Below are 21,284 nucleotides of genomic sequence, written 5' to 3' on the forward strand. Positions count from 1 at the left end.
CATGGTATCCCCGCCCGCGACACTCTATCCTGCAACCAAGACCTTACGAGGGCGATTCATGTTGCGACAATTTCTTCTGACTTCCGTCATGGCCCTTGCCGGCCTTGGGCTTGCCGCGCCGGTCCTGGCGCAGGACGGCCCGCTGCGGATCGAGATCACCGACGGGGTGATCGAGCCGATGCCCTTCGCCATCGCGGCCTTCCACGACGAGGGCGGCGCCGGCGAATACCTGGGCCAGGTGCAAAAGCTGATCGCCGCCGACCTGACCGGCACCGGCCTTTTCCGCGAGATCCCGGCCTCGGCCCATATCGCGCGGCCCGAAAGCTTCGACGCGCCGGTCAGCTATGAGGACTGGAAGGCGATCAATGCCCAGGCCCTGATCACCGGCGCCGTCCGGGTCGAGGGCGGCAAGGTCATCGTCAAGTTTCGCCTGTTCGACGTCTTCGCCGGCCAGCCGCTGGGCGACGGCATGCAGTTCGACGCCGCGACCGGCAACTGGCGCCGCGCGGCGCACAAGGCCGCAGACCAGGTCTATTCCCGCCTGACCGGCGAGGGGCCCTATTTCGACAGCCGCGTCGCCTTCGTGCAGGAAAGCGGGCCCAAGGACGCCCGCAGGAAGCGCATCGGCATCATGGATTACGACGGCGCCAACGTGAAATGGCTGACCGACGATTCCGCGCTGGTGCTGAAGCCGCGCTTCTCGCCCGACGGCTCGCGGCTGCTTTACACCAGCTATGCCACCGGCTTCCCGCAGGCGATGCTGATGGACGTGAACAGCCTCGGCGCGCGCCAGCTTTCCGCCGGCGGCAACGGCTCGATGAGCTTCTCGCCCCGCTTCTCGCCCGACGGGCGCTGGATCGTCTATTCGCTGGAGCAGGGCGGCAATACCGACATCTACCAGATGGACGCGGCCTCGGGCGCGCAGCGGGCGCTGACCAACGCGCCCTCGATCGAGACCTCGCCCAGCTACAGCCCGGACGGCAAGCAGATCGTCTTCGAAAGCGACCGCTCGGGCACGCCGCAGCTTTACGTCATGGGCGCGAACGGCGGCGAGCCGAAGCGGATCAGCTTCGGCGACGGCCGCTATGGCACGCCGGTCTGGTCGCCGCGCGGCGACATGATCGCCTTTACCCGGCAGGTCGGCGGCAAGTTCCACATCGGCGTCATGCGCACCGATGGCTCGGAAGAGAAAATGCTGACAGAATCGTTCCTTGACGAGGGCCCGACTTGGGCCCCCAATGGCCGCGTGGTGATGTTCACCCGCGTGACGCCGGGCGGCAATGGCCAGCCCCGGCTGCATTCGGTGGACATCACCGGGCGCAACATGCGCCCGGTCGAGATCAGTGGCGCGGCATCGGACCCCGATTGGGGTCCGCTGCTGCCCTAAGCGCGTAAGATGGACAGGATCATGAAAACTTTCCTCAAGATTGCCGCAATCGGTGCCGTTCTCGCGCTGGCGGCCTGTGCCCGGCCGGCGCAGGACATGCAGGTGCAGGACCCCTATGCCGGGGCCGGCGGCCCGGGCGGGGTCGGCGCCTCGGCGCTGCCCGGCACGGCCGAGCATTTCAAGGCGACGGCGGGCGACACGGTGCTGTTCCCGCTGGACCAGTCGACGCTGACGCCCGAGGCCCGCACCACGCTGGCCAACCAGGCCGGCTGGCTGAACCAGAACGCCGGCTTCTCGGCCCTGATCGAGGGCCATGCCGACGAACAGGGCACCCGCGAATACAACCTCGCGCTGGGCGCACGGCGGGCGAATTCGGTGCAGGAATACCTGATCTCGCAAGGCGTGCAGCCCGGCCGTATCCGCACCGTCAGCTATGGCAAGGAACGGCCGCTGGCGATCTGCTCGACCGAGGACTGCTTCACCAAGAACCGTCGCGCCGTGACGGTGGTCAGCCCCGGGGTGGGCATGTGATGCGCCGCTTGCTTCTTGCGGCCGGCTTCGCGCTGGCGGCGCTGCCGGTGGCGGCGCAGGACGCGCAGACCCTGGCCGACATCCGGGCCGAGCTGAACCAGCTTTCGGCCGATCTGCAGGACCTGCGCGGCCAGCTCGTCGCCTCGGGCCAGGCCGGCTTTGCCGCGGCGGGCGGCGACAGCGCCATCGACCGCATGAACGCGATGGAGGCGCGGCTGGCGCAGCTGACCGGCCAGACCGAGCAGTTGCAGAACCGCATCGACCGCGTGGTCCGGGACGGCACCACCCGCATCGGCGACATCGAGTTCCGCCTGTGCGAGATGGAAGAGGGCTGCGACCTGGGCAGCCTGACCACGCCGACGCTGGGCGAGCAGGGCGGATCGTCGCCGCTGCCGTCCTCGGACCAGCAGGGGGCGCTCGCGCCCGCCAGGACCCCCTCGGCCGGGGCCGCCACCGCGGCGGAAAAGGCCGATTTCGACCGGGCCCGGGAGGTGCTCGGTCAAGGTGACTTTCGCCGTGCTGCGGACCTCTTCGCGGCCGTCGCCAAGACCCATGCCGGCGGTCCGCTGACCGCCGAGGCGCTGTTCTTGCGCGGGGCGGCGCTGGATTCCGCCGGCGACCTGGACGGCGCCGGCATCGCCTGGCTGGAAAGCTTTGCCGCCAACCCGGATGGGCCGCAGGCGCCGGATGCGCTGCTGGGCCTGTCGCGGGCCATGTCCGCCGAGGGCGGGCCGGCCGAGGGCTGCTATTATCTTCAGGAAATCACCAGCCGCTTCCCCTCGGCGCCGCAAGCGGCCGAGGCCGAGAAGCGCATGGCCGAATCCGGTTGCGAGGCGCTGATCGAGGGCGCCGCCGACGAGGCGGTCGAGGGCATGGACCCCGAGGCGGCCGCGGACCTGGCGGATGGCGGCTGAGCCGGGCACGGTCGAGCACCGCGCCCATGCCGCGCTGGACCGGCTGGCCGGCGCCCTGCCAACCTTGGGCATCGCCCTGTCGGGCGGCGGCGATTCCACCGCGCTGATGCATCTGGCGCAGGGCTGGGGCCGGGCGCGGCTGATGGCGGCGACGGTCGACCACGGCCTGCGCCCCGGTTCCGCCGATGAGGCGCGCCGCGCCGGTCAGGCCGCGGCCAGCCTTGGCATCCCGCATGAGATCCTGCCGTGGCACCGCGAGGGCGGCGGCAACCTGATGGGCGCCGCGCGCGACGCCCGGCTGCGTCTGCTGGCCGATTGGGCGCGGCGGCACGGGCTTTCCGCCGTGCTTCTGGGCCATACGCTGGACGACCAGGCCGAGACGCTGCTGATGCGGCTGGCGCGCGGCGCCGGGCTGGACGGGCTTTGCGGCATGGCCGACCGGCGCGAGGCCGAAGGCGCGCTCTGGCTGCGGCCGCTGCTGGCGATCTCGCGCGCGGAACTGCGCGACTGGCTGTCGGCGCGCGGCATCGGCTGGATCGACGACCCTTCGAACGAGCGCGACGATTTCCACCGCATTCGCCTGCGTAAGGCCATGGCGGGGCTGGACCTGCCGCTGCCGCAACTGGCGCAATCGCTGGATAATCTCGGCATGGCCCGCGATGCGCTGGCGCATTACGCGGCCGAGGCGGCGCAGGGCGCGCAGTCCCGCGCCGGCGGGCTGGACCTGCCGCTGCCCGCCTTCCTGGCCGCCCCGGCCGAGATCCGCCGGCGACTTCTTGTCGCAGGGTTGCGCTTTGTCACCGGCGCCGGCTATCCGCCGCGCCGCGCGCCGGTGCAGCGCGCGCTGGCGGAACTGGCGCAGGGCCGGCAGGTCACGCTGGAGGGCGTCATCGCCCGCACCCGCGCCGGCTGGCTGCACCTGATCCGCGAACCCGCCGCCAGCCTGCGCGCCGCCCCCGTCGCCGGCGATCCGGCGCTTTGGGACGGCCGCTGGCGCGTCACCGGCTTGCAACCGGGCCAGCAGGTCCGCGCGCTGGGCCACGCGCCGCTCTCCGGCCTCGGCTGGCGCGATTCGGGCCTGACGCGCGACGAGGCTGCCGCGACCCCCGGCATCTGGCAGGATCAGGCCCTGCTGGCCGCGCCGCTGCTGCAACCCGCCCCCGGCATCGCCGCGACACCGCTGCGCGGCCTGCCGGAATTCCGCGCCATGCTCTATGTGCATTGAACCTGACGCGGGAATCCCTATTTTCACTCGAAAGCCTGTTTACCCGCGGAGGACCTGCCTTTGGGCAACGCGCGCAATATCGCCTTCTGGGTCGTGCTGTTTCTGATGATCCTGGCGCTGTTCAACCTGTTCAGCGACGGATCTTCCCAGATGAACAGCCGCCAGATCAGCTATTCCGAGTTCATCGAGCGGGTGGACAAGGACGAGGTTTCCTCCGTCACCATCGACGGCGAGACGATCGGCATTCTCGGCAAGGACGGCAAGCAATATGCCACCGTCCGGCCGCAGGGCGAGGAAATCGCCGACCGGCTGATCGACAAGGGTGTCGAGGTCAAGGTCGAGCGCCAGCAGCAGTCGGGCTTCATGTCGCTCTTGGGCGTCTGGCTGCCGTTCATCCTGCTGATCGGCGTGTGGATCTTCTTCATGAACCGCATGCAGGGCGGCGGCAAAGGCGGGGCCATGGGCTTCGGCAAGTCGCGCGCCAAGCTGCTGACCGAAAAGCACGGCCGGGTGACCTTCGACGATGTCGCCGGCATCGACGAGGCCAAGGAAGAACTGGAAGAGATCGTCGAATTCCTGCGCAACCCGCAGAAATTCAGCCGCCTCGGCGGCAAGATCCCGAAAGGCGCGCTGCTGGTCGGCCCGCCCGGCACGGGTAAAACCCTGCTGGCCCGCGCCATCGCGGGCGAGGCGGGCGTGCCCTTCTTCACCATCTCCGGTTCCGACTTCGTGGAAATGTTCGTCGGCGTCGGCGCCAGCCGCGTGCGCGACATGTTCGAGCAGGCCAAGAAATCCGCCCCCTGTATCGTCTTCATCGATGAGATCGACGCGGTCGGCCGCGCCCGCGGCGTCGGCATCGGCGGCGGCAATGACGAGCGCGAGCAGACCCTGAACCAGCTTCTGGTCGAGATGGACGGCTTCGACGCCAACGAGGGCGTCATCATCATCGCCGCCACCAACCGCAAGGATGTGCTCGACCCCGCGCTGCTGCGCCCCGGCCGCTTCGACCGCCAGATCTATGTCCCGAACCCGGACATCAAGGGCCGGGAAAAGATCCTCTCGGTGCATGCCCGCAAGGTGCCGGTCGGCCCCGACGTCGACCTGCGCATCATCGCCCGCGGCACGCCCGGCTTTTCGGGCGCCGACCTGATGAACCTGGTGAACGAGGCCGCGTTGACCGCCGCCCGCATCGGCCGCCGCTTCGTCGCTATGGAGGATTTCGAGAATGCCAAGGACAAGGTCATGCTGGGCGTCGAGCGCCGCAGCATGGTCCTGACCCCCGAGCAGAAGGAAAAGACCGCCTATCACGAGGCCGGCCATGCCATCGTCGGCCTGTCGCTGCCGAAATGCGACCCGGTCTACAAGGCGACGATCATTCCGCGCGGCGGCGCCTTGGGCATGGTGGTGTCGCTGCCCGAGATGGACCGGCTGAACTATCACAAGGACGAGGCCAAGCAGAAGCTCGCCATGACCATGGCCGGCAAGGCCGCCGAAATCCTGAAATACGGCGAGGAAGGCGTCTCAAACGGCCCGGCGGGCGACATCCAGCAGGCCTCGGCCTTGGCGCGCGCCATGGTGATGCGCTGGGGCATGTCCGACAAGGTCGGCAACATCGACTATGCCGAGGCGCATGAGGGCTACCAGGGCAATACCGGCGGCTTCTCCGTCTCGGCCGCGACCAAGGAGCTGATCGAGCAGGAGGTGCACGGTCTGATCGAGGAAGGCTATCGCGAGGCCTGGCGCATCCTGAACGAGAAGCAGGAGGAATTCGAGCGCCTCGCCAAGGGGCTCCTGGAATACGAGACCCTGACCGGCGAGGATATCGGCCGCGTCATCCGCGGCGAGGCCTTGGGCGGCGACGACAACACGCCCAGCTCCTCGATCCCCTCGGTCAGTTCGATCCCGCGCGCCGGCAGCGCCGGACCGGCACCGGAGGTCGCGCCGCAACCGCAGGGCTGAACAGGAAAACCCCCGGATCGATGATCCGGGGGTTCTTTCTTGCCGCGGGATCGGTCAGGAGAGGGCTAGAGCAGCAGCAGCGCCACCGCGCCAAGCGCCAGACCCAGGCCGAAACCGATATTGATCACGAAACTGGCGGCCGTCATTCCTCAGATCCTTTCCCTGTAATGCGGAGAGCATGACCTCGCTCCCAGCTAAGAGCGAAATGCGCATTCACGCCAGAATGTTCCGTCATAGGCGAAATTTCGCCCATGATGTGCGACATCTGCGCCACATTCCGCCGATACCCCGGCTTGTCACGGCGCGCGCATCGGGGCATGGGAAGGGATGAGCACCTCCGACCCGCACCTGGCGCCCGACTCCGCGATGCATGATCTGCGCGCCCGCATCGACGCGCTGGACGCCCGGCTGATCGCGATGCTGGCCGAGCGTTCGGCGCTGATCGACGAGGCGGCGCGGATCAAGGCCCGCGAAGGGCTGCCGGCCCGCATCGACAGCCGCGTCGAGGAAGTCGCCGCCAATGCCCGCCGCCTTGCCGGCCCTGCGGGTCTGGACCCCGACCTTGCCGAAGCCCTGTGGCGGCTGATGATGGAGCATTTCATCGCGCAAGAGGATCGGGTGCTCTCGGACGGCCCGCACGACTGATCGCCATGGGGGCTTTGCCCCCGCGCGTGCCGCGCTCCCCCAGGATATTCATGCAAGAAAGAAACCAACCGTCTTGTGGGCGGATCATTCTTTCTTGCGAAAATATCCTGCGGGGGTCCGGGGGCGCAAAGCCCCCGGCGGCAGCGGCACCGGATCTGCGACCTAGACCGGGATCATGGTGCCTTGCAGCATGGCGACATGCTTGCGCCCCCCGGCGGTTTCGGCCCAGACATCGGCGGCGACCACCATGATGCGGCGGCCGGGGCGGATGACCCGGCCCTCGGCCAGCAGCCGGTCGCCGAGCGCCGGCGACATCAGGTTGATCTTCATCTCGACCGTCATCACCTCGGAGCCCTCGGGCATTAGCGACAGCGCCGCATAGCCCGCGGCCGAATCGCCGATGCTGAAGGCCAGCCCGGCGTGGCCGGCGCCGTGCTGCTGCAGCGCCGTCGGCAGGATCGGCGCGGCGATGCTGACCTTGCCGGGTTCGACGCTCAGCAAGGTGGCGCCCAGCGTCTGCATCATGGTCTGGCGGTCGAAACTGTCGCGGATGCGGTCGGTCGGGTCAGTCATCGAACAGGCTTTCCTGCGTGCGCGGCGCGTCGAGGCCGAGGTGGCGCCAGCCCAGCCGCGCCAGCATCCGGCCGCGCGGCGTGCGGGCGACCAGGCCCTGCTGCATCAGATAGGGCTCGATCACCTCCTCGATGGCGTCGCGGCTTTCCGACAGCGCGGCCGAGAGGGTCTCGACCCCGACCGGCCCGCCGCCGTAATGCTCGGCCATCAGCGTCAGATAGCGCCGGTCGGCGGCGTCGAGGCCGATATGGTCCACGCCCAGCCGGGTCAGCGCGCTGTCGGCGATCTCGCGCGTCAGCCTGCCGTCGCCCTCGACCAGGGCAAAGTCGATCACCCGGCGCAGCAGGCGCCCGGCGATGCGCGGCGTGCCCCGGGCGCGCCGCGCGATCTCGCGCGTGCCGGCGGGCTCGGAGGGGATGTCCAGCAGCCGCGCACCCCGGGTCACGATATGGTCAAGCTCGTCGATGGTATAGAATTGCAACCGGGTCGGGATGCCGAAACGGTCGCGCAGCGGCGTGGTCAAGAGGCCCAGCCGCGTGGTGGCGCCGACCAGGGTAAAGGGCTGCAGCTCGATGCGCACCGTGCGCGCCGCCGGGCCTTCGCCGATCACCAGGTCCAGTTCGAAATCCTCCATCGCCGGATAGAGGATCTCCTCGACCGCCGGGTTCATGCGGTGGATCTCGTCGATGAAGAGCACGTCGCGCGCTTCCAGGTTGGTCAGGATCGCGGCGAGATCGCCCGCCCGCGCCAGCACCGGGCCCGAGGTCATCTTGAAATTCACCCCCAGCTCGCGCGCCATGATCTGCGCCAGCGTGGTCTTGCCCAGACCCGGCGGGCCGTGGAACAGCGTGTGGTCCATCGCCTTGCCGCGCATGCGGGCGCTTTCGATGAAGACGCGCAGGTTGGCGCGGGCCTCGGCCTGGCCGACGAAATCCGCCAGCATCTGCGGGCGCAGCGCGCGGTCCTCGGTCTCGCCCTCGATCGGGTCGGGGCGCAGCATCGGGTCCGGCTGGCTCATCGGTCGCCCCAGGGACCGGCGCCGCCCGAGACGCCCGGCACGCGCGAGGCGGCAAAGCCGCCGGCCATGGCCTGCAGCCGGGCGATGCGCTCCTCGACCGGCGGGTGGGTGGCGAACAGCCTGTCCATGCGCAGCGCGTGCAGCGGGTTGACGATGAACAGCGCCGCCGAGGCCGGGTTCCGCTCGGCCGGGACGTTCACCACCTGCCCGGCCGCGCGCGAGATCTTGGCCAGTGCGCCCGCCAGCGCCATCGGCTGGCCGCAGATCTGGGCGCCCATGCGGTCGGCCTCGTATTCCCGGGTGCGCGAGATCGCCATCTGCACCAGCCCCGCCGCCATCGGGGCAAAGATCATCGCCAGGATGCCGGCGAGCCCGCCGCCGCGGTTGTCGCGTCCGCCAAACAGGCTGGAAAACATCAGCATGTTGCCCAGCATGGCGATGGCGCCGGCCATGGTCGCGGTGACGGTCATGGTCAGCGTGTCGCGATGCTTGATATGGGCCAGTTCATGCGCGATCACGCCGGCCAGCTCGTCGCGGCTCAGCACCCGCATGATGCCCTGCGTCACCGCCACGGCGGCATTCTGCGGGTTGCGGCCGGTGGCGAAGGCATTGGGCTGTTCGGTCTCCAGCACATAGACCGCCGGCATCGGCAGGCCGGCGCGCTGCGCCAGTTCCGCGACCATGTCGACCAGTTCCGGGGCCTGCTGGCGGGTGACCGGATGCGCGCCCTGCTGGCGCAGCACCATCTTGTCGCTGTTCCACCAGGCGAACAGGTTGCCGGCGCCGGCCAGCACCAGCGCGATCACCGCGCCGCCCTGGCCGCCCAGTAGATAGCCCATGCCCATGACCAGCGCGGTCAGGGCGGCCATCAGGACGAAGGTGCGCAGGTTTCCGGTCATGGTCGTCACTCCTTGGGGGCCAGCAGCCGCAGGGCCGCGCGGATCAAAGCCGCCGTGGCCGCCTGCGGTTCCCGCGCCGCGGCCTCGGCCACCGCCGAGGCGGCCTCGGACGGAGCATAGCCCAGATTGCCCAGGGCCGAGAGCGCATCCGACGTCGCCTGGGCCGAGGACGGCGCTGCCGGGGCGGTCCGGGCGGCGGGCGTCTCGATCACCTCGGCCGAGGGCTCGGGCAGGGGGCCGGGATCGACGGTCAGGTTGCCGCCCATGGCCATGACGGCGGGGGCCTTGTCCTTCAGCTCCATGGTCACGCGCTGCGCCAGCTTCGGCCCGACGCCCGGCGCCTTGCGCAGCGCCGACCAGTCGCCAAGCGCCAGGGCGCGGGCCAGCCCCTCGGGGCCGAGCGTGCCGAGGATCGCGAGGCCGACCTTGGCGCCCACGCCCTGGACCGAGGTCAGCAGCCGGTGCCATTCCTTTTCCAAGAGCGTCGGAAAGCCGAAGAGCTGCAGCAGATCCTCGCGCACCAGCAGCTCGGTATAAAGTGCGGTCGCCTGCCCGGCCGGGGGCAGCGCGGCGGCGGTGCGTTCGCTGACATGGACGATATAGCCCACGCCGCGCACGTCGATCAGTACGTGATCCTGGGCCCGGTGCAGGATGATGCCGGCGATGCGCCCGATCATGCGAACCTCCTCATGCGGGCACCTTGATGCGCAGCGCCCGGCCCTGGCTGTGGTGGGCATGGCAGATGGCGACGGCCAGCGCGTCGGCCGCGTCGGGGCCGGCGAATTCGACGCCGGGCAGCATGAAGCGGACCATGTGCTGGATCTGCTCCTTGGCGGCATGGCCGACGCCGACCACGGTCTTTTTCACCGCGTTCGGGGCATATTCGCCGATCTCCAGCCCGGCTTCGGCCGGGGCCAGCAGGGCGATGCCGCGCGCCTGGCCCAGCTTCAGCGTGCCGGTGGCGTCCTTGTTGACGAAGGTCTGCTCGACCGCCGCCGCATCGGGGCGGAATTCGGCGATCACCGCGCAGAGCCCGCGATAGAGCGTCGCCAGCCGCGGCCCCAGCTCGCCCGCCTCGGAACGCACGATGCCATTGCCCAGATGGCGCAGGCGCGGGCCGTCCACCGCGATCACGCCCCAGCCCATGTTGCGCAGGCCCGGGTCTATGCCGATGATCTTCATGCCTCATTCCCTTTTTCGCCATGGCTAGCACGAAAGGCGAACATCGCCTAGCGGCTTTGTCATTCGGTTGACAATCCGTCCCCCGGTCCAGAGATAGACGGGAACCGGAACGAGGGACCATGTCGCCAGCACTGATCGCCGTCCTGCCCTTTCTGGGCGCCCTGCTGCCGGGGCTGCTTGCGCGCCAGGGGCGCGGGATCATCGCGCTGGCCTGCGGCGCGGTCACGCTGGCGGCGCTGATCGGGTTGTGCCTGCACATCCCCGCCATCCTGGCCGGCGAGGCTGTGGCAACGCGCATCGCCTGGCTTCCCGGCCTGGGGCTTGATGCGAATTTCCGGCTGGACGGGCTGGGGCTGCTGTTCGGCATCCTGATCCTGGGCATCGGGCTGCTCATCATCGCCTATGCCCGCTTCTACCTTGCGGCGCGCGATTCGGCGCCGGTGTTCTACAGCTGCCTGATGCTGTTCCAGGGCGCGATGACGGGGATCGTGCTGTCGGACAACATCCTGCTGCTGCTGGTGTTCTGGGAGCTGACCTCGCTGTCCTCGTTCCTGCTGATCGGCTATTGGAAGCACCTGCCCGAGGGCCGGCAGGGCGCGCGCATGGCGCTGAACGTGACCGGCATGGGCGGGCTGGCGATGATCGCCGGCATGCTGATCCTGGGCCGGATCGCCGGCAGCTACGACATCTCGCAGATCCTGCTGGCGCGCGAGGCGATCCAGGCAAGCCCGCTGTATCTGCCGGCGCTGCTGCTGATCCTGCTCGGCGCCTTTACCAAATCGGCGCAGTTCCCGTTCCAGTTCTGGCTGCCGCATGCCATGGCGGCGCCGACGCCGGTCTCGGCCTATCTGCATTCGGCAACCATGGTGAAGGCCGGGATCTTCCTGCTGGCGCGGCTCTGGCCGGTGCTCTCGGGGACGCCCGAGTGGTTCCACCTGGTCGCCGGCACCGGCCTTGTCACCATGGTGCTGGGCGCCTGGATCGCCATGTTCCGCGACGACCTGAAGTCGCTCTTGGCCTATTCCACCGTGTCGCACCTGGGGCTGATCACCATGCTGCTGGGCTTCGGCACCAAGGCCGCGGCGCTGGCGGCGATGTTCCATATCGTGAACCACGCCACGTTCAAGGCGGCGCTGTTCATGGCCGCCGGCATCGTCGATCACGAGGCCGGCACCCGCTCGATCGCCCGGCTGGGCGGCTTGCGGCGGCTGATGCCGCTGACCTTCGCCATCACCACCGTCGCGGCGCTGTCCATGGCCGGCATCCCGCCGCTGAACGGCTTCCTGTCCAAGGAACTTATGCTGGAAAACGCCGGCCATGCCGCCTGGCAGGGCAATCCCTGGCTGATCGGAGCCTTGGCGACGCTGGGGGCGGCGCTGTCGGTCTGCTATTCGCTGCGGCTGGTCTGGCAGGTGTTCCTGGGGCCTCAGCGGCAGGATTACCCGCATCACCCGCATGATCCGGGGCCGGGGCTGTGGCTGCCGCCGGCGCTGCTCGCGCTGCTGGTGGTGCTGATCGGGCTGATGCCCAACCTGGTGGCGGGCTGGCTGGTCGAGGCCTCGACCCAGGCGACAACCGGGGCCGAGGCGCATCCGCATTTCGCGCTGTGGCACGGCGTCACCCCGGCGCTGCTGATGTCCTGCACGGCGGTGGCGGCGGGCGTCCTGCTGCTGGCGCTGAACCGGCGCCTGATCGGCGTGCGCGACGGCATGGCGCGGCCGGACGGCAAGGCCGGTTTCAACGCGGTGACGCGGGCGGCGGCGACGGCATCGGGCTTCGTCACCGACCGGCTGACCAATGGCTCGATGTCGCGCGCCTTTGCCGCGCTGACCCTGACGGTGCTGGCCTGCGGGCTCTGGGCGTTTTCGACCGGAAACTGGCGCGGCGCCACCCGGCCCATGCTTCAGGTGCAGGCGATGCCGCTGATCGGCTGGCTGGCGCTGCTGGTCGCGACCGGCTGCATGGTGGCCTTTCACCGCCAGAGGTTGCTGGCGCTGGTGCTGGTGGGCATCGTCGGGCTGATGGTCTCGGCCAGCTTCGTCTATCTTTCGGCCCCGGACCTGGCGCTGACCCAGATCTCGGTCGAGGTGGTCACGGTGATCCTGCTGCTGCTGGCGCTGAACTTCCTGCCCAAGCGCACGCCCATCGACAGCCGCGACCGCAAGCGCGGCATCGACGCCTTCATCGCCACGCTGGGCGGCCTGGGCTTCGGCGGGCTGGCCTATGCCATGATGCGCAGCGATTTCGCGCTGCCGCCGATCTCGGGCTACATGATCGAGAACAGCCACAAGCTGGGCGGCGGCGACAATGTGGTGAACGTGATCCTGGTGGATTTCCGCGGCTATGACACCTTTGGCGAGATCACCGTGCTGGGCATCGCCGCGCTGACCATCTTCGCGCTGACCGAAAGCCTGCTGAAGGGCGCCGGCGGCTGGCATCTGGACGGCTGGCGGGCCGCGCGCCGCGCCGGTGATCCGCATCCGCTGCTGATGGTGGTGGCGACGCGGCTGGTGCTGCCGCTGCTGCTAGTCGCGGGGCTTTATATCTTCCTGCGCGGCCACAATGCGCCGGGCGGCGGCTTCATCGCCGGGCTGGTGGTCGCCATCGCGCTGGTCGCGCAATACATGGCCTCGGGCCTGGCCTGGGCGCAGCATCGCCAGCGCATCCCCTATCACGCGCTGATCGGCGCCGGCGTGATCGCGGCCGGGCTGACCGGCATCGGCGCCTGGGCCTGGGGGCTGCCCTTCCTGACCTCGACCTATGGCTATGTCACGCTGCCGGGGCTGGAGCCGTTCGAGCTGGCCTCGGCCATGGGCTTCGACCTGGGCGTGTTCCTGTGCGTGCTGGGCGCGGTGATGCTGGCGCTCGAGGCGCTGTCGCGCGTGGCGCGGGCCGCCGGAACCAGGGGGCGCTGATGGAATTCCTGCTTGCCAGCGCCATCGGCGTCATGACCGCCGCCGGGATCTATCTGATCCTGCGCAAGCGCAGCTTTGCCGTGGTGCTGGGCACGACCATGCTGAGCTATGCGATCAACCTGTTCCTGTTCTCGACCGGCCGGCTGGTGGTCGACGCCCCGCCGGTGCTGCGCGAGGGCGCGGGCACCTATACCGACCCGCTGCCGCAGGCGCTGGTGCTGACCGCCATCGTGATCTCGTTCGGGATGACCGCGGTCACGGTGATGATGGCGCTGGGCGCCTATCTGGCCGGAGGCGACGACCGCGTTGACATGCCCCGCGCCGACCGCCGCCCGCCCGAGAGCGACGAGAGGGGCGACGCATGAGCCACCTGCTAATCGCCCCCGTGCTGCTGCCCGCCGTGCTGGGCGCCGTCATCATCCTGGGCCTGCGCGGCAACCTGCGCTGGCAGCGCGGCCTGTCGCTGCTGGGCACGGCGGCGCTGGTCGGGCTGGCGCTGTGGCTGAACCTGCTGGCCGCGGACGATACGATCCGGGTCTATCGCCTGGGCAACTGGGCCGCGCCCTTCGGCATCGTGCTGGTGCTGGACCGGCTGGCGGCGCTGCTTCTGCTGCTGACCGCGGTGCTGGCGCTGGCGGTGCAGCTTTACGCCGTGGGCTCGGGCTGGGACCGGCGCGGCTGGCATTTCCATGCGCTGTGGCAGTTCCAGCTGATGGGGATCTGCGGCGCCTTCCTGACCGGGGACGCCTTCAACCTGTTCGTCTTCTTCGAGGTGCTGCTGATCGCCAGCTACGGGCTGATGGTCCATGGCGGGGGCGAGATGCGGCTGCGCGCGGGCGTGCAGTATATCGCCTATAACCTGGCGGGCTCGGTGCTGTTCCTGGCGGCGCTGGGGGTGCTTTACGCGGTGACCGGCACGCTGAACATGGCCGATATGGCGGCGCGGGTGGCGGCGATCCCGCCGGGCGATTCCGCGCTGCTGCGCACCGGCGCCGTGCTCTTGGTGCTGGTCTTTGCCATCAAGGCCGCGCTGGTGCCGCTGCATTTCTGGCTGCCCGCGACCTATGCCAATGCGCCCGGGCCGGTGGCGGCGCTGTTCGCCGTGATGACCAAGGTCGGCGCCTATGGCATCATGCGCTTCATGACGCTGGTCTTTCCGCAGGACACGGTGGTCGAGAGCGTGGTCATGGACCTGCTCTTGCCCGCCGCGCTGTTCACCCTGGCGCTGGGGCAGATCGGCGTGCTGGGCAGCCGGCACCTGGGGCGGCTGGCGGCCTTCGCGGCCATCGGCTCGGTCGGGACGCTGATGATCGCGGTGGCGCAGCAGAACCCGCAGTCCACGGCGGCGGCGGTCTATTACCTGGTGCATTCGACGCTGGCGGCGGGCGCGCTGTTCCTGGTCGTGGACCTGATCGGCGCGCGCCGGGGCGACCTGTGGCTGCGCCCGCGCCCGGCGATGCCCGGCAACGGGCTGGTCGCGGTGCTGTTCTTCGCCACCGCCATCGCGGTCACCGGCATGCCGCCGCTGTCCGGCTTCATTGGCAAGCTGCTGGTGATGCAGGCCACGGCCGAGACGCCGGCGGTCATCTGGGTCTGGGCGGTGATCCTGCTCGGCTCGCTCGTCGCGATCTATGGCATGACCTGCGCCGGCTCGCTGCTGTTCTGGAAGGGCTGTGAGGCCGGCACCGCCGCGCCCCGCGCCCCGGCCGGGCAGGGGCTGTCGCTTGCCGCCATCGCCGCGCTGCTGGCGGGCATTGTCGCGCTGACCGTCTTTGCCGGCCCGGCCATGCGCCTGGCCCATGACACGGCGCTGCAGCTGCACGACCAGTCGGCCTATCTCGAGGCCGTGCTTTCGGGGCAGGAGGGCACGAAATGATGCGCCGGCTGTTCCCGCATCCCGTGCTGTCCTTGGTGCTGGCGCTGGTCTGGCTGGGGCTGGTCAACCGCTGGGCCTGGGGCTCGCTGGTCTTTGCCGTGCTGGTCGGCATCGCCGTGCCGCTGCTGACCGCGCCCTATTGGCCGGGCACGCAGGGCTTTCGCCGGCCCTGGCGCATCCCGGCCTATCTGGCGCTGGTGCTTCTGGACATCGCCAAGGCCAATGTCACCGTGGCGCTGATCGTGCTGTTCAAGCCGCGCCGCGCGCTGCGTCCGGCCTGGATCGCCGTGCCGCTGGCGCTGCACCGCCCCGAGGCCATCGCCACCCTGGCCGGCACCATCACCCTGACCCCCGGCACGGTCAGCTGCGACCTGTCGCAGGACGGGAGCGCGCTGCTGGTGCATTGCCTGCATGCCCCCGACCCCGATGCCGTACGGGATGAGATCAAGACCCGCTACGAGACCCGGCTGAAGGAGATCTTCGAATGATCCTTTATGCGCTTCTCTTCGCCTATGGCTGCTTCGGGCTGGCGCTGCTCTGCTGCCTTTACCGTGTGGTCTTTGCGCCGGGGCCGGCCGACCGGGTGCTGGCGCTGGACACGATGGCGCTGAACATGATCGCGCTTCTGGCGATCTTCGGCATCGACCGCGGCACCGGCATCTATTTCGAGGCGGCGCTGCTCTTCGCCATGGTCGGCTTCATCTCGACCGTGGCCTATGCGAAATTTGTCCTGCGCGGCGACATCATCGAATAGGAAGGGGTGGGCATGGTGGCCGAGATCATCGTTTCGGTGCTGCTGGTGGTGGGCGGCTTCTTCGGGCTGGTCGGCTCCTGGGGGCTGGTGCGGCTGCCCGACCCGATGACGCGGCTGCATGCGCCGACGAAATCGGCGACGCTGGGCGTGGGGGCGGTGCTGATCGCCTCGATGGTCTGGTTTCCGGCGCGGACCGGGCAGTTCACCTGGCACGAGCTGCTGATCGCGCTGTTCCTGTTCCTGACCGCGCCGATCACCGGCTACATGATCGCCAAGGCGAACATGCATCTGGGCTGGCGCCCCGAGGACCTGCCGCCGCCCGCGCCGGGCCAGGTCTGGGCGACCCATGCCGAAGAGGACGAGCCCCGCGCATGAAAAAGGGCGGCCCGCAGCCGCCCCCTTGCCCCCTGGCGAAGGCCGGTTCAGATCAGCCCGGCATGCGCCATGGCCTCGTCGATCCGGGCCTTGGTCGCATCGCTCAGCCCGACCAGCGGCAGCCGCACCCGGTCGGTGCACAGCCCCAGCCGCGACATGGCGTATTTCGCCCCGGCGACGCCCGGTTCCAGGAAGATCGCCACATGCAGCGGCATCAGCCTGTCCTGGTATTCCAGCGCCTTGGCGTAGTCGCCGGCCAGCGTCGCCTCCTGGAACTCGGCGCAGAGCTTCGGCGCGACGTTCGCGGTGACCGAGATGCAGCCCACGCCGCCATGGGCGTTGAAGCCAAGCGCGGTCGCATCCTCGCCCGACAGCTGCACGAAATCGGCGCCGCAGGTGGCGCGCTGCATCGAGACGCGCTCCAGCTTGCCGGTGGCGTCCTTGACGCCGATGATGCGCGGCAGTTTCGCCAGCTCGCCCATGGTTTCGGGCGTCATGTCGATGACCGAGCGGCCGGGGATGTTGTAGATGATGATCGGCAGGTCGCTGGCGTCATGCAGCGCGGCATAATGCGCGATCAGCCCGGCCTGCGTCGGCTTGTTGTAATAGGGCGTCACCACCAGCGCGGCGTCGGCGCCGGCGGCCTGCGCGTGCTGCACCAGCCCGATGCCTTCGCGGGTCGAGTTCGAGCCGGCGCCGGCGATCACCGGCAGACGGCCGGCGGCCATGCGGATGACCTCCTCGATGACCTTGCGGTGTTCCTCATGGCTCAGCGTCGGGCTTTCGCCGGTGGTGCCGACGGGCACCAGACCGTGCGTGCCTTGCGCGATATGCCAGTCCACCAGCTTCTCCAGCGCCGGGAGATCCAGCTCCCCGTCGGGGGTGAAGGGCGTGACCAGCGCGGGCATGGAGCCTTTGAACATGTGGGTATCCTGAGCTTTGTGATGCAAAGGGGCTTACATCCCGACGCGCGGCTTGCCAAGGATGTGAGTTGCGCCGCCCGCCCGCGTCCCGCAGAAATGAGGCCATGATGTATCCTTTCCGCGACAGGATTCTGGGACCGCTGCTGGCGCTGGGGTTGGGCTTTGCCCTGCCCGCAGGGGCCGAGGATGCCGGCCATCTGGCGCGCGCGCTGTCGGCCGCCGGCGCCCGCGACTGGGCCGCTGCCGGGCGCGAGGCCGCGCAATCCGGCCCCATCGCCCGCGATCTGGTCGATTGGCAGCGGCTGCGCGCCGGGCAGGGCAACTGGCCGGAATACCGCGATTTCGCCGCCCGCCACGCCGACTGGCCGGGCATGGCGCTGTTCTACAAGCGCGGCGACGGGCTGCTGCGCGCCGACCTGCCCCCGGCCGAGATTATCGGCTGGTTCGGCGCGCGCCGGCCCGACACGCTGACCGGCGCCATGGCGCTGATCGCCGCCTTGCAGGCCACCGACCCCGCCGCCGCAACGGCCGAGGCGCAACGCTTCTGGACCGAGCAGGCGCTGAGCAAGCCCGAGACCGAGGTGTTTCTGGCCGCGCATGGCACGCAGGTCGCCGCGCTGCACGATGCGCGGCTGATGCGGCTGCTGGATCTGGGCGAATGGCAGGCGGCGCAGGTGACGCTGCCTCTGGCCTCGATCCCGGCGCAGGCCCTGGGCCGCGCGCGGCTGGCGCTGCAATCGGGGCAGGCGGGCGTCGATGCGCTGATCCTGGCGCTGCCCGAGGCGCAGCGGGGCGATGCCGGTCTGGCGCTGGACCGCTTCCGCTGGCGGGTCTGGGCCAAGATGCCCGATCTGGCGCGCGATCTGATGCTGGAACGCTCGACCAGCGCCGAGGCGCTGCGCGACCCCGCCGCATGGGCCGGCAAGCGCGCCGATTACGCGCGGCTGGCGCTGCGGCACGGCGACTGGGCACTGGCCGAGAAGCTGGCGGGCGGGCATTTCATGCCGCCGGGCAGCGACGAATTTTCCGACCTCGAATGGCTGGCGGGCTATGCCGCGCTGCGGGCCGGGGCGTTCGACCGGGCGCATGCGCATTTCCACGCGCTGGAACAGGCCGTCGCCAGCCCGATTTCGCTGTCGCGGGCGCATTACTGGCAGGGCCGCGCGCTGGAGGCCAAGGGCGACCGCGCCGGGGCCGAGGCCGCCTATACCGCCGCCGCCGGCTGGCAATCGGCCTGGTATGGCCAGCTTGCCGCCGAAAAGCTGGGCCTGCCGATGCAGCCCGCGCTGGCGATCCCCGGCCGGTCCGAGGCCAGCCTGCCGGAATGGCGCGGCTCTGCCCTGCGCGACAATCCGGTCTGGCAGGCCGGCGTCTGGCTGGTCGTGGCCGGCCAGCCCGATCAGGGCCAGCGGTTTTTCCTGCATCTGGCCGAAACCGCCGCGCCCGAGGATATCGGCCGCATGGCCCGGATGATGCTGGAAATGGGCATGCCATGGCACGCGCTGCGGCTGGCCAAGGCCGCCGCCGCCAAGGGGGTGGTCTATCCCGCCGCCTATTTCCCGCTGACCGGGCTTGAAAGCAAGCCGCTGGGCCTGCCGCCGGAACTGGTCATGGCCATCGCCCGGCGCGAAAGCGAGTTCAACCACACGGTTTCGTCGCATGCGGGCGCCCTGGGGCTGATGCAGGTCATGCCCGATACCGCGCGCTCCATGGCGCGCAAGCTGGGCGAGCCCTTCGATCAGGCGCGGCTGACCCGCGACGCGGCCTATAACGCCCGGCTGGGCGCGGCCTATCTGGCGGGGCTGCGCGACCGCTTCGGGCCTTCGGTGGCGCTGGTGGCGGCGGGCTACAATGCCGGGCCGGGGCGTTCGGCGCGCTGGCTCAAGGATTTCGGCGATCTGCGCGGCGCGGTCGATCCGGTCGATTGGGTCGAGATGATCCCCTTTGACGAGACCCGCAACTATGTCATGCGCGTGGCCGAGTCGCTGCCGATCTATCGCGCCCGCATCAAGGGCGCGGCCGTTCCGCTGGTGCCGACATGGGATCTGACCGGAGGCGGCGCGCTGCCGGCGCCCGAGGTGCCACCGATCCTGCTGGCGGGCTCGGCCCGGCCCTTGATGCCGGCGCGGACGCTGGCGGCCTATGGCTCGGGCGGGGTGCTGGCCGAGGTGCTGGGGCCGTCTCTCGAGCCCCCGCTGGTCGAGGCGGCGGTCAGCGCCCCGCCGCCGCCCGCTCGCGCTGGCGCGAACGCCACCAGGTGAACATGCCGGCAAAGACCACGATGCCGCCGCCGATGGCCACGTTCGGGGCCAGCGTCTCGCCAAAGATGGTCACGCCGAAGATGCTGATCCAGACGAGCTGGGTATAGGAGAACGGCTGCAAGGCCGAGGCCTCGGCCAGTTCATAGGCCTTGATCAGCAGGAAATGCCCCATCACGCTGGTCACGCACAGCGTCAGCAGCCAGGGGATGTCCGGCCCGGCGATGGGTTGCCAGTACCAGACCCCCGCCAGCGTGCTGGCGAATGCCCCGGCGATGCCGGTCCAGAAAAAGCTGACCATGGCGCTGTCGTCGCGCGCCACCAGCCGGGTCAGCAGGCCGTAGACCGCATACATCAGCGCCCCGGCAAAGGGCAGGATCGCGTCATGGCTCAGCGCGCCGCTGCCGGGGTTCAGCACGATCATGATGCCCAGAAAGCCCACCGCGACGGCGGCCCAGCGGCGCCAGCCGACCTTTTCGCCCAGGATCGGCCCCGACAGCGCCGAGATCAGCAGCGGATAGCAGGCAAAGATCGCATGGGTGTTGATCAGCCCCAGCCGCACAAAGGCCTCGATCACCACCACGACCTCGACCACCAGCAGGACGCCGCGCCCGATCTGCACCAGCGGCCGGCGCGAATGGATCGCGCGGGACAGCCCGCCCGGGCTGCGCGCGCACAGCAGGATCACGAACAGCGCAAAGAACCAATAGCGCAGCATGACGATGAAGATCGGCGAGTAGACCGCGCCCAGATGGCGCGACACCCCGTCCTGCGCGGCAAAGATGAAGGTCGATCCGCAGATCATCAGGATGGCCGTGCCCTGCCGGTCGGCGCGGGGGCGCGCCAGCGGCGGCGGGACGGCAGGGGGCTGCGAGGCCGGCGACATCAGCGGTCCGGTCTGGGACCCGGCCTGGGGCCCGGTCTGGGGATTGTCTGGCATGGCGCGATTCCAAGGCTGGACCCCCGCCATGCGCCCCGGCGGCGGAAAGGTCAACCGGGGGCTTAGTCCGGGCGGCGGATGATCTCGGCGAATTCGCCGAAAAGCTGCGGGTTCGCGGTCACGACCGAGCCGGTCTCCAGCGGGTTCTCGCCCCGGATCGGCTCCAGCCGGCCGCCGGCCTCTTTCACCAGCAGGATGCCGGCGGCGATGTCCCAAGGCTGGTTGCCGCGTTCCCAATAGCCGTCGAAGCGGCCGGCCGCGACATAGGCCAGGTCCAGCGAGGCCGCGCCCCAGCGCCGCACGCCCGCCGTCAGCGGCATCAGCCGCCCGAGGTCGCGCAGCGTCGCGGGCAGGGTCGGGCGCCCGGCGAAGGGCACGCCGGTGGCGAAGATCGCCTCGATCATCTGCCGGCGGCCGGACACGCGGATGCGGCGGTCGTTCAGGAAGGCGCCGTCGCCGCGCTCGGCGGTGAAGAGCTCGTCCTTGGCAGCGTCGAACACGACCGAGGCGACGATCTCGCCCTTGTGCTCCAGCGCGATGCTGACCGCCCAATGCGGCAACCCGTGCAGGAAGTTGGTGGTGCCGTCCAGCGGGTCGACGATCCAGCGCCGGGTCGGGTCTTCGCCGGCTTCCTCACCGGTCTCCTCGCCCAGCCAGCCATAGTTCGGGCGGGCGTTGCGCAGTTCTTCCTTGATGATGCGTTCGGCCTCGCGGTCGGCGCGGCTGACGAAATCGCCGGCACCCTTGACCGAGACCTGAAGGTTTTCCACCTCGCGGAAGTCCTTGACGAGGCTGCGGCCCGCCTTGCGCGCGGCCTTGATCATGATGTTGAGATTGGCGCTGGCCATGGGGATTCCTTTTTCGGGATTGGCGCCCTCATAGGGCAAGGCCAGGCGGAAGTGAAGGTCGG

Annotated in this window: 21 protein-coding genes; 13 read left to right on the forward strand and 8 right to left on the reverse strand. The window is 69.8% G+C overall.

What is annotated here, in order from left to right; translation table 11 throughout:
* Positions 1-76: 76 nt before the first annotated feature.
* The 6 genes from tolB to E3D03_RS10310 all read left to right on the forward strand — a co-directional run bounded on the left by tolB (position 77) and on the right by E3D03_RS10310 (position 6,661).
* Entirely contained in the window at positions 77-1,387 is a 1,311-nt protein-coding gene (gene tolB, locus E3D03_RS10285; protein WP_411969814.1) for a Tol-Pal system beta propeller repeat protein TolB, read from the forward strand.
* A gap of 21 nt (positions 1,388-1,408) precedes the next feature.
* Positions 1,409-1,918: a peptidoglycan-associated lipoprotein Pal gene (pal, locus tag E3D03_RS10290; RefSeq protein ID WP_062561993.1), complete on the forward strand. Its 510-nt coding sequence runs from the start codon at positions 1,409-1,411 to the stop codon at positions 1,916-1,918.
* Complete coding sequence (locus tag E3D03_RS10295) at positions 1,918-2,832, forward strand: tetratricopeptide repeat protein (RefSeq protein WP_263566885.1); 915 nt, start codon at positions 1,918-1,920, stop codon at positions 2,830-2,832. The genes pal and E3D03_RS10295 overlap by 1 nt, the downstream gene beginning before the upstream one ends.
* Positions 2,822-4,057 (forward strand): tRNA lysidine(34) synthetase TilS, encoded by a 1,236-nt coding sequence (gene tilS, locus E3D03_RS10300; RefSeq protein WP_263566886.1) that lies wholly within the window; start codon positions 2,822-2,824, stop codon positions 4,055-4,057. The genes E3D03_RS10295 and tilS overlap by 11 nt, the downstream gene beginning before the upstream one ends.
* Before the next feature lie 60 nt (positions 4,058-4,117).
* Complete coding sequence (gene ftsH / locus E3D03_RS10305; protein WP_062561996.1) at positions 4,118-6,016, forward strand: ATP-dependent zinc metalloprotease FtsH; 1,899 nt, start codon at positions 4,118-4,120, stop codon at positions 6,014-6,016.
* A gap of 327 nt (positions 6,017-6,343) precedes the next feature.
* The gene (locus E3D03_RS10310) at positions 6,344-6,661 is read left to right on the forward strand and encodes a chorismate mutase (protein WP_263566887.1); all 318 of its coding nucleotides are present in this window, start codon (positions 6,344-6,346) and stop codon (positions 6,659-6,661) included.
* A 162-nt stretch (positions 6,662-6,823) separates the two neighbouring features.
* On the opposite strand, the gene E3D03_RS10315 is transcribed toward E3D03_RS10310, so the two are convergent.
* Genes E3D03_RS10315 through ruvC form a run of 5 tightly spaced genes read right to left on the reverse strand, consistent with a single transcriptional unit; the run spans position 6,824 to position 10,333 of the window.
* Positions 6,824-7,234 carry a PaaI family thioesterase gene (locus E3D03_RS10315; RefSeq protein ID WP_062561998.1) on the reverse strand — a complete coding sequence of 137 codons (411 nt, stop codon included), beginning with the start codon at positions 7,232-7,234 and terminating at the stop codon, positions 6,824-6,826.
* Positions 7,227-8,252 (reverse strand): Holliday junction branch migration DNA helicase RuvB, encoded by a 1,026-nt coding sequence (gene ruvB / locus E3D03_RS10320; protein WP_062561999.1) that lies wholly within the window; start codon positions 8,250-8,252, stop codon positions 7,227-7,229. Before ruvB ends, E3D03_RS10315 begins: the two co-directional genes overlap by 8 nt.
* The gene (gene htpX / locus E3D03_RS10325) at positions 8,249-9,151 is read right to left on the reverse strand and encodes a zinc metalloprotease HtpX (RefSeq protein ID WP_263566888.1); all 903 of its coding nucleotides are present in this window, start codon (positions 9,149-9,151) and stop codon (positions 8,249-8,251) included. The genes ruvB and htpX overlap by 4 nt, the downstream gene beginning before the upstream one ends.
* Positions 9,152-9,156: 5 nt before the next feature.
* The gene (gene ruvA / locus E3D03_RS10330; protein ID WP_263566889.1) at positions 9,157-9,828 is read right to left on the reverse strand and encodes a Holliday junction branch migration protein RuvA; all 672 of its coding nucleotides are present in this window, start codon (positions 9,826-9,828) and stop codon (positions 9,157-9,159) included.
* Between the two features lie 10 nt (positions 9,829-9,838).
* The gene (gene ruvC / locus E3D03_RS10335) at positions 9,839-10,333 is read right to left on the reverse strand and encodes a crossover junction endodeoxyribonuclease RuvC (protein WP_062562002.1); all 495 of its coding nucleotides are present in this window, start codon (positions 10,331-10,333) and stop codon (positions 9,839-9,841) included.
* Between the two features lie 119 nt (positions 10,334-10,452).
* Between ruvC and E3D03_RS10340 the strand changes: the two genes are divergently transcribed.
* Genes E3D03_RS10340 through E3D03_RS10365 form a run of 6 tightly spaced genes read left to right on the forward strand, consistent with a single transcriptional unit; the run spans position 10,453 to position 16,253 of the window.
* Positions 10,453-13,248: a monovalent cation/H+ antiporter subunit A gene (locus tag E3D03_RS10340; RefSeq protein ID WP_263566890.1), complete on the forward strand. Its 2,796-nt coding sequence runs from the start codon at positions 10,453-10,455 to the stop codon at positions 13,246-13,248.
* Positions 13,248-13,613: a Na+/H+ antiporter subunit C gene (locus tag E3D03_RS10345; RefSeq protein ID WP_263566891.1), complete on the forward strand. Its 366-nt coding sequence runs from the start codon at positions 13,248-13,250 to the stop codon at positions 13,611-13,613. The genes E3D03_RS10340 and E3D03_RS10345 overlap by 1 nt, the downstream gene beginning before the upstream one ends.
* Positions 13,610-15,124 (forward strand): monovalent cation/H+ antiporter subunit D, encoded by a 1,515-nt coding sequence (locus E3D03_RS10350; protein ID WP_263566892.1) that lies wholly within the window; start codon positions 13,610-13,612, stop codon positions 15,122-15,124. The genes E3D03_RS10345 and E3D03_RS10350 overlap by 4 nt, the downstream gene beginning before the upstream one ends.
* The gene (locus E3D03_RS10355) at positions 15,121-15,612 is read left to right on the forward strand and encodes a Na+/H+ antiporter subunit E (RefSeq protein ID WP_263566893.1); all 492 of its coding nucleotides are present in this window, start codon (positions 15,121-15,123) and stop codon (positions 15,610-15,612) included. Before E3D03_RS10350 ends, E3D03_RS10355 begins: the two co-directional genes overlap by 4 nt.
* Positions 15,609-15,878: a K+/H+ antiporter subunit F gene (locus E3D03_RS10360; RefSeq protein ID WP_062562007.1), complete on the forward strand. Its 270-nt coding sequence runs from the start codon at positions 15,609-15,611 to the stop codon at positions 15,876-15,878. Before E3D03_RS10355 ends, E3D03_RS10360 begins: the two co-directional genes overlap by 4 nt.
* A 12-nt stretch (positions 15,879-15,890) precedes the next feature.
* Positions 15,891-16,253, forward strand: coding sequence for a Na+/H+ antiporter subunit G (locus E3D03_RS10365; protein ID WP_062562008.1), 363 nt, complete (start codon positions 15,891-15,893; stop codon positions 16,251-16,253).
* Between the two features lie 47 nt (positions 16,254-16,300).
* Here the strand turns inward: E3D03_RS10365 and dapA are convergent, their stop codons facing one another.
* A complete protein-coding gene (gene dapA, locus E3D03_RS10370) occupies positions 16,301-17,176 on the reverse strand; it encodes a 4-hydroxy-tetrahydrodipicolinate synthase (RefSeq protein ID WP_263566894.1) in 876 nt (291 codons plus the stop codon).
* A gap of 107 nt (positions 17,177-17,283) precedes the next feature.
* Between dapA and E3D03_RS10375 the strand changes: the two genes are divergently transcribed.
* Positions 17,284-19,437, forward strand: a complete 2,154-nt coding sequence (locus E3D03_RS10375) for a lytic transglycosylase domain-containing protein (protein WP_263566895.1) — start codon at positions 17,284-17,286, stop codon at positions 19,435-19,437.
* Here E3D03_RS10375 and E3D03_RS10380 read toward each other — a convergent pair.
* Both E3D03_RS10380 and E3D03_RS10385 read right to left on the reverse strand, forming a co-directional pair.
* A complete protein-coding gene (locus E3D03_RS10380) occupies positions 19,388-20,374 on the reverse strand; it encodes a DMT family transporter (protein WP_263566896.1) in 987 nt (328 codons plus the stop codon). The genes E3D03_RS10375 and E3D03_RS10380 overlap by 50 nt on opposite strands.
* 62 nt (positions 20,375-20,436) lie before the next feature.
* Positions 20,437-21,222: an inositol monophosphatase family protein gene (locus E3D03_RS10385; RefSeq protein WP_263566897.1), complete on the reverse strand. Its 786-nt coding sequence runs from the start codon at positions 21,220-21,222 to the stop codon at positions 20,437-20,439.
* Between the last annotated feature and the right edge of the window lie 62 nt (positions 21,223-21,284).

The organism is Paracoccus sp. DMF (assembly GCF_004407025.1).
Taxonomy (GTDB): domain Bacteria; phylum Pseudomonadota; class Alphaproteobacteria; order Rhodobacterales; family Rhodobacteraceae; genus Paracoccus; species Paracoccus aminovorans_B.

Bases quoted from the DNA above. Each gene is read 5' to 3' on its own strand.
- ruvB (WP_062561999.1), bottom strand. From the start codon at position 8,252: ATGAGCCAGCCGGACCCGATGCTGCGCCCCGACCCGATCGAGGGCGAG.
- E3D03_RS10385 (WP_263566897.1), bottom strand. From the start codon at position 21,222: ATGGCCAGCGCCAATCTCAACATCATGATCAAGGCCGCGCGCAAGGCG.
- E3D03_RS10375 (WP_263566895.1), top strand. From the start codon at position 17,284: ATGTATCCTTTCCGCGACAGGATTCTGGGACCGCTGCTGGCGCTGGGG.
- pal (WP_062561993.1), top strand. From the start codon at position 1,409: ATGAAAACTTTCCTCAAGATTGCCGCAATCGGTGCCGTTCTCGCGCTG.
- E3D03_RS10295 (WP_263566885.1), top strand. From the start codon at position 1,918: ATGCGCCGCTTGCTTCTTGCGGCCGGCTTCGCGCTGGCGGCGCTGCCG.
- E3D03_RS10365 (WP_062562008.1), top strand. From the start codon at position 15,891: ATGGTGGCCGAGATCATCGTTTCGGTGCTGCTGGTGGTGGGCGGCTTC.
- ruvA (WP_263566889.1), bottom strand. From the start codon at position 9,828: ATGATCGGGCGCATCGCCGGCATCATCCTGCACCGGGCCCAGGATCAC.
- E3D03_RS10310 (WP_263566887.1), top strand. From the start codon at position 6,344: ATGAGCACCTCCGACCCGCACCTGGCGCCCGACTCCGCGATGCATGAT.
- E3D03_RS10380 (WP_263566896.1), bottom strand. From the start codon at position 20,374: ATGCCAGACAATCCCCAGACCGGGCCCCAGGCCGGGTCCCAGACCGGA.
- tilS (WP_263566886.1), top strand. From the start codon at position 2,822: ATGGCGGCTGAGCCGGGCACGGTCGAGCACCGCGCCCATGCCGCGCTG.
- E3D03_RS10350 (WP_263566892.1), top strand. From the start codon at position 13,610: ATGAGCCACCTGCTAATCGCCCCCGTGCTGCTGCCCGCCGTGCTGGGC.
- E3D03_RS10345 (WP_263566891.1), top strand. From the start codon at position 13,248: ATGGAATTCCTGCTTGCCAGCGCCATCGGCGTCATGACCGCCGCCGGG.
- htpX (WP_263566888.1), bottom strand. From the start codon at position 9,151: ATGACCGGAAACCTGCGCACCTTCGTCCTGATGGCCGCCCTGACCGCG.
- E3D03_RS10315 (WP_062561998.1), bottom strand. From the start codon at position 7,234: ATGACTGACCCGACCGACCGCATCCGCGACAGTTTCGACCGCCAGACC.
- E3D03_RS10340 (WP_263566890.1), top strand. From the start codon at position 10,453: ATGTCGCCAGCACTGATCGCCGTCCTGCCCTTTCTGGGCGCCCTGCTG.
- ruvC (WP_062562002.1), bottom strand. From the start codon at position 10,333: ATGAAGATCATCGGCATAGACCCGGGCCTGCGCAACATGGGCTGGGGC.
- dapA (WP_263566894.1), bottom strand. From the start codon at position 17,176: ATGTTCAAAGGCTCCATGCCCGCGCTGGTCACGCCCTTCACCCCCGAC.
- E3D03_RS10355 (WP_263566893.1), top strand. From the start codon at position 15,121: ATGATGCGCCGGCTGTTCCCGCATCCCGTGCTGTCCTTGGTGCTGGCG.
- E3D03_RS10360 (WP_062562007.1), top strand. From the start codon at position 15,609: ATGATCCTTTATGCGCTTCTCTTCGCCTATGGCTGCTTCGGGCTGGCG.